The organism is Paenibacillus agaridevorans (assembly GCF_003112455.1).
Lineage (GTDB): Bacteria > Bacillota > Bacilli > Paenibacillales > Paenibacillaceae > Pristimantibacillus > Pristimantibacillus agaridevorans.
The window spans coordinates 334,817-341,447 of record NZ_BDQX01000458.1; the positions used below are offsets into that span (position 1 = coordinate 334,817).

Here is a 6,631-nt window from a genome sequence, read left to right on the forward strand (position 1 = left end):
AATTCAATTTATCTTATTGACATAACAAACAAGTCTCTCTGAATACATTGTAAGAGCATGATATTTGGAATCGCCGGTATAGGAGGGCTAAGCATGAACGTTGGATTTATCGGTACGGGCTCCATGGGCAGCTTGCTGATCGAATCTTTCCTTTCGTCAGGCGCTTTGGCGCCGAACGATATTACCGTCAGCAATCGCACCTACGCGAAAGCGAAAGCGCTGGCCGAACGATATCCCGGCATGAGAGCCGTCAACACTAATGCCGATGCTGCTTGTGGATCCGATTATGTCTTTTTGTGCGTGAAGCCGCATGAGTTCATTTATGTCGTGGAGGATATTAAGCCAGTACTGCTGCCGCATCAGACCGTTATCTCGATTACAAGCCCCGTCCTCGTCTCTCATCTGGAAGGAGAGCTGGACTGCAAAATAGCAAAAATCATCCCCAGCATAACCAATCTCGTCTGGAGCGGAGCATCGCTCTGTATCTATGGAAGCCGAATGGAGGAACAGGACCGAAAACGATTGGAGTCTCTATTCGCGCATATCAGCGAGCCGCTTCGCATCGATGAGCAATATACGCGGATCGTCTCGGACCTGTCGAGCTGCGGCCCCGCATTTATCGCTTTTCTCCTGCAGCAATTCGTGGATGCGGCCGTAGAAGAGACGGGCATCCCCCGCTCCGCCGCGCAGCAGGTAGCCGCCAACATGCTGCTTGGCACCGGACTTTTGTTGACGGAAAGCGGCCTTACGATGGAAGACGTCCAGCAGCGGGTCGCCGTGCCGGGCGGCATAACGGCACAGGCGCTCAAGCTGCTCCAACGGGAAACGGACGGCATCTTTAATCAAGTCATTCGAACGACTCATAACAAGTACCAGGAAGATCTGGTGCGAGTATCCTCCCTGTTCTACGGCGAAGAGGTGAACGGACAATAGCTGTTCTTCAGCTAATGCCCGCTCACCTCTTCGGGTTTGCGTTATAGAGGTTGTTCAAAAAGTCCGCTTCCCATTACGAAGCAATTCTGGAAGCTTACTCAACATCGAATATTGAATTCAGCCGAACCTTCCGGTGCTCACGTAGCTTCCACTACGCTCCGCTCCTCAGGTCCTAGCTTCATCCAATCTTCTCGGTACTGAGAACCGAACTTTTTGAACTCGCACTTATACAGTTAAGTCCGGATTATCATTCTTCACTCCGACCCTTGTGTGCTGTTAGTTCGCCACGATGTTAACCAGCTTGCCCTTGACGGCGATTACTTTGCGCACCGTCTTGCCGGCGATCAACTCCTGAACCTTGTCTTGCCCCTTCGCCAGCGCCTCCATATCGGCTTCGTTCATATCCGCCGCGATGAAGATGCGATCGGCAATTTTGCCGTTAACCTGTACGACGATCTCAACCTCTTGGTCGACTGTCCAAGCTTCCTCATGCTCCGGCCATGCCGCGTACGTAATCGATTCGCTGCGGCCAATAAGCGCCCACAGCTCTTCCGCGATATGCGGCGCGATCGGGGACAACATCTGCAGGAATTGCTCCATTGCCGCCTTCGGAAGCGATTCTGTCTTGTAAGCTTCGTTGACAAAGATCATCAATTGGCTGATTACCGTATTGAAGCGGAGATTCTCGTAGTCCTCCGTGATCTTCTTGATGGAGCGATGCCATGTCCGCTTGAACGCGTCGCTAGTCTCGCCGTTATCCGTCAGCTTCGCGTTCAGCTTGCCGTCTTCGTTAACGAACAGGCGCCATACGCGCGACAGGAAGCGGTAAGTCCCCTCCACGCCGTTGGTATTCCATGGCTTCGTCGCTTCCAGCGGACCCATAAACATTTCGTACATACGCAGCGTATCTGCTCCAAATTCGCCTACGATATCGTCGGGGTTGATGACGTTGCCGCGCGACTTGGACATCTTCTCGTTGTTGGTGCCCAGGATCATGCCTTGGTTCACCAGCTTGTAGAACGGCTCCTTCGTATGAACAACTCCAAGGTCGTACAGCACCTTATGCCAGAAGCGCGCGTACAGCAAATGAAGCACCGCATGCTCGGCTCCGCCGATGTACAGATCGACCGGCAGCCATTCTTTCTGTTTCTCCGGCGAGCAGATTTCCTTGTCGTTTTTCGGATCGATAAAGCGCAGATAGTACCAGCAGCTGCCCGCCCATTGCGGCATCGTGTTCGTCTCGCGGCGAGCCTTCATCCCCGTCTCCGGATCGATGGTGTTCACCCAGTCCGTCACGTTCGCCAGCGGAGATTCGCCTGTGCCCGACGGTTTGATCGCGTCGACATCCGGCAGCAGCAGCGGCAATTGATCTACCGGCACCGTCTTCATCGTGCCATCTTCCAGATGGAGAATCGGAATAGGCTCGCCCCAGTAACGCTGGCGGCTGAACAGCCAGTCGCGCAAACGGTATGTCACTTTGCCCTGACCTTTGCCGGTCTCAGCCAAATGTTTAATCATCGCGCTAATAGCGTCTTCGTTATTCAAACCGTTCAGGAAGTCGGAGTTGACGTGCGGACCTTCGCCCGTATACGCTTCTTTTTCCACGTCCCCGCCGGAAACAACCTCGATGATCGGCAAGCCGAATTGCTTCGCGAACTCCCAGTCGCGCGTATCGTGGCCCGGAACAGCCATGATTGCTCCCGTGCCATAGCCTGCAAGCACGTAATCGGCAATCCAGATCGGGGTTTTCTCGCCGTTTGCAGGATTAATCGCATAGGCGCCTGTGAATACGCCCGTTTTCTCCTTCGCCAGGTCGGTACGCTCCAGATCGCTCTTGCGGGCTGCAGCTTCCTGATACGCCTTAACCGCATGCATATGCTCGTCTGTCGTAATCCCGGCGACAAGTTCGTGCTCCGGCGCCAGTACGCAATACGTCGCGCCAAACAGCGTGTCGGGACGCGTCGTAAAGACTACCAACGCAGAGTCGTGCCCCTCGATGTCGAACGTCACTTCGGCTCCTGTCGACTTGCCGATCCAGTTCCGCTGCATGTCCTTGATGCTCTCCGACCAGTCGAGCTCCTCCAGATCCTCCAGCAGTCGCTCCGCGTATTCGGTAATTCTCAGAATCCACTGACGCATCGGCTTGCGGATAACGGGATGGCCCCCGCGTTCGCTTTTGCCGTCGATGACTTCCTCGTTCGCCAGCACGGTTCCGAGAGCCGGACACCAGTTGACCGGAACTTCGGCCACATAAGCCAGTCCCTTGTTATACAGCTGGATGAAAATCCATTGCGTCCATTTGTAGTAGTCGGGATCCGTCGTGCTGAATTCGCGGTCCCAGTCGTAAGAGAAACCAAGCGATTTGATCTGGCGGCGGAAGTTGTCGATGTTCTTGAACGTGATATCTCTTGGATGCTGCCCGGTATCGAGCGCGTGCTGCTCCGCCGGCAGGCCGAACGCGTCCCAGCCCATCGGATGCAGGACGTTGTAGCCCTTCATCCGCTTGTAGCGGGATACGATATCCGTCGCCGTATAACCTTCCGGATGGCCGACGTGCAAGCCCGCCCCGGACGGGTAAGGGAACATATCCAGCGCGTAGAACTTCGGCTTGCCGCTGTCTTCCTTCGTTTGAAAAGTTTTGTTGCCGTCCCAATATTGCTGCCACTTCGGCTCGATCTCCAATGGATTGTAGCCATGGCGCTGCTGCTCTTGACTCATGTAACTTCCTCCTAATCAGGTCTGAAAACTAAATAAAACCTCCCGCCCCCAGCGGATTAACGCTAGGGACGAGAGGTCATTCTCCCGTGGTACCACCCTAGTTAGCGAAGGCATACTTTGCCGTTCGCTCACTTGATGTCCTTAACGCGGACATTACGGCGGGCTTCGCGATTAACGATCCCGCAGCTCCAAGGCGAGCTTCCCCGCGCGCATGGGTCCGGCTTCCACCAACCGCCGGCTCTCTAGGCCCCCGCTACGCAAGTACTGTTCCTCTTCAACGCTTCCTTTTTTGCAAATCAATTAAATCAAATTATATAAGGTACGCCTTGGCAGTGTCAAGCTTTACCGTTCGTGCCGATTCTATACCAATACTCGTACACCGTCTCGAAGCCGAGTTTGTCGTACAGCCCATTCGCCGCGGTATTGTCCCTCACGACGAGCAAATACCCCATCCTCGCCCCTTGCTTATGCGCGTAGCGGAATAACCCCCGCGTTATCGCTTCTCCGAAACCTCGCCCCCTTGCTTCTGGCGCCGTCACGATATCGTACAGTCCCGCCCAGCCATCCTCTATGACTGCGAGGCCGCAGGCGACAGGCCTCCCGTTCTCCTCCAGCATGGCGAAGCCTTGCTTCAGAGGACGGTTAGCGAACATGCGGCGCGTCGTCTCCCGTTGGCTGGGGGTCAGCTTTTGGAGCTCCGCAACGGCGTCCAGCCATACCTCGGTTATCTCCTCGGTCAAGGTCAAGTCCTCGCGCGAGGGAGCCTCGATACCGGCCAAGGGCGCCGCCTTGACCAGCGTATGGTCAATCTTCCCGTACCCTCTGCTCTGCAGCCTGTCGTCCAGATCCCCGGGATGCACGAAAGGCGTCACCTTGAATACCGGCGCCAACCCTCTCGCGCGATACAACGCTTCGCAAATCCGGATTTTCTCGTCCGCCTCCGGAAAACCGTCATAGATCGCGCTGACGGAGTTGGACCGTTTCGTATAGCCGTCCGCGAAGCGAACCAGCCAGCCGCCAAGCAGCACGGTCTGGAGCGCCGGCCAGCCATTAAGGCTGATCTCCTCGAGCCGCTTGTATTCCGCCGCTATCGCTTCCATTCCTTCGTCTCCCCCTCCAACAGCCGGAACCGTTCAAGCTGATCGTATAATTTCTCTTTGATTAGGATCTCGACCTGTTTGCCTCCTATGAGGTCGAAGTGAGGATAGTCGTCGCGGGCATGGATATGCTGCGGCGGAAGACCGTTCTCCACGCACCAGCAGGACAGCTTGTCCAAGTCGGAACAGCCGACCTTCGTGACCGTTGTCATCCATGGAAATTTGGGATCCAGCCAATAATGGGTCAAGAAGGCGATTTCGCCGCGGGCGACGGCCGCCTTCCATTGCTTCATCTCGTCTCTTTTTATGCCGAACGCCAACCGCCGCGCCTCCCCGATCTGAAATTGATATTACGGATTCGTCAATATTTCCTTCACTCTGCCAACCTGCCCGTCCGTCAGCCGGACCTTGATGCCATGAGGATGGTTCGGCGAATTCGTTAGCAGCTCTTTGACAACGCCCTTCGTCAGCTTGCCCGTTCTCTGGTCTTGCTTCAGCACGATATTGACTTCAAGCCCCGGCTTGACGTTGGCCCGGATCGTTCCATTCATGATGCGTATTCCTCGCTTCCTTTATCTTCGCCTCATTTTATCATAGCAAGTTTCAAGATGCACTCGACCCTCCGAACTGTTATACTAGGCATCATACGAATAGATGAAATGAGGAATTATGGAATATGTCCACAACATTCAGCTCTCTTGGCATTACGCCGGAGCTTACTGCATTATTGAAGGAACAGGGAATAGCGGCTCCTACGCCGGTACAGCGTCAGACGATCCCCATGCTGCTCCAGGATAAAGACGTTATTGCCCAAGCTCAGACGGGCACCGGCAAGACATTGGCGTTCGCTCTTCCAATGCTCCAGCGCGTTAACGTTGAGAAGGAGCAGGTACAAGCCCTTATTCTGACACCGACGCGCGAGCTGGCCATCCAGATTACGGCAGAGATCAAAAAGCTTGCCCCTGTCGTCGGCGCAAGGGTGCTTGCCGCCTATGGCGGCCAGGACGTCGACGCCCAGATTCGCAAGCTGCAGCGCTCTCCACATATCGTCGTCGCCACGCCCGGACGTCTCATTGACCATATGACGCGCGGCACGATTAATCTCGGCAAGCTGTCCATGCTGGTCCTTGACGAAGCGGATCAGATGCTTCACATGGGCTTCCTGCCGGAGGTCGAAAGCATTATTACGCAAACGCCGCGGGCGCGTCAGACGATGCTGTTTTCCGCCACGATGCCGGATGCCATCCGCAAATTGGCGGCGGAATATATGAACGCGCCTGAGGATGTACAGATTCGCAGCGCGAATGTGACGCTCGACAACATACGCCAGCTTGTCATCGAGACGACGGACCGCGGCAAGCAGCAAGCGCTGATCCATCTGCTCGAGCAGCACCGCCCCTATCTTGCCGTTATCTTCTGCCGAACGAAGGTGCGGGCCAAGAAGCTGAACAAAGAGCTTCAGGATGCAGGCTTCGAAAGCGACGAGCTGCATGGCGACCTGACCCAGGCGAAGCGTGAGCAAGTGATGAAGCGGTTCCGCGATGCGAAGCTGCAGATGCTGGTCGCTACCGACGTCGCGGCGAGAGGTCTCGATGTCGAGGGCGTTACGCATGTCTACAATTACGATGTGCCGCAAGACTCCGAAATTTATATCCACCGAATCGGAAGAACGGGCCGCGCGGGCCACAAGGGTATGGCGATTACGTTGGCAACCCCATACGACGGCTCCAAGCTGGTCCTCATCGAAAAAGGCATTCAAGCGCGGCTTGAGCATAGGGCCATCGATCGCGAAGGTTCAGTGACCGAGAGCAGCCGCGCTCGATCTGGCGGCGAACGCGGCGAAGCGGCAGGTCGCAAATCCTCCGAGCGCAGCGGAGGACGCA

At 55.7% G+C, this 6,631-nt stretch carries 6 protein-coding genes and 1 other annotated feature; of the genes, 2 read left to right on the forward strand and 4 right to left on the reverse strand.

The features are described 5' to 3' along the window. The first annotated feature begins 93 nt into the window (after positions 1–93). Positions 94–933 (forward strand): late competence protein ComER, encoded by an 840-nt coding sequence (comER, locus tag PAT3040_RS35315; protein ID WP_108996282.1) that lies wholly within the window; start codon positions 94–96, stop codon positions 931–933. Between the two features lie 276 nt (positions 934–1,209). On the opposite strand, the gene leuS is transcribed toward comER, so the two are convergent. The 4 genes from leuS to PAT3040_RS35335 all read right to left on the reverse strand — a co-directional run bounded on the left by leuS (position 1,210) and on the right by PAT3040_RS35335 (position 5,299). Continuing rightward, the gene (gene leuS, locus PAT3040_RS35320) at positions 1,210–3,651 is read right to left on the reverse strand and encodes a leucine--tRNA ligase (RefSeq protein WP_108996283.1); all 2,442 of its coding nucleotides are present in this window, start codon (positions 3,649–3,651) and stop codon (positions 1,210–1,212) included. Positions 3,652–3,712: 61 nt separating this feature from the next. Next, positions 3,713–3,938 (reverse strand) — a binding site (T-box leader). Positions 3,939–3,986: 48 nt separating this feature from the next. Continuing rightward, complete coding sequence (locus PAT3040_RS35325; RefSeq protein WP_108996284.1) at positions 3,987–4,751, reverse strand: GNAT family N-acetyltransferase; 765 nt, start codon at positions 4,749–4,751, stop codon at positions 3,987–3,989. Further along, on the reverse strand, positions 4,739–5,068 hold the full coding sequence (locus PAT3040_RS35330) for a hypothetical protein (protein WP_108996285.1): 330 nt from the start codon (positions 5,066–5,068) through the stop codon (positions 4,739–4,741). Before PAT3040_RS35330 ends, PAT3040_RS35325 begins: the two co-directional genes overlap by 13 nt. Before the next feature lie 30 nt (positions 5,069–5,098). Beyond that, entirely contained in the window at positions 5,099–5,299 is a 201-nt protein-coding gene (locus PAT3040_RS35335; RefSeq protein WP_087567187.1) for a YwbE family protein, read from the reverse strand. Positions 5,300–5,424: 125 nt separating this feature from the next. Between PAT3040_RS35335 and PAT3040_RS35340 the strand changes: the two genes are divergently transcribed. After that, a partial coding sequence (locus PAT3040_RS35340) for a DEAD/DEAH box helicase (protein ID WP_108996286.1) occupies positions 5,425–6,631 on the forward strand: 1,207 nt, incomplete at its 3' end.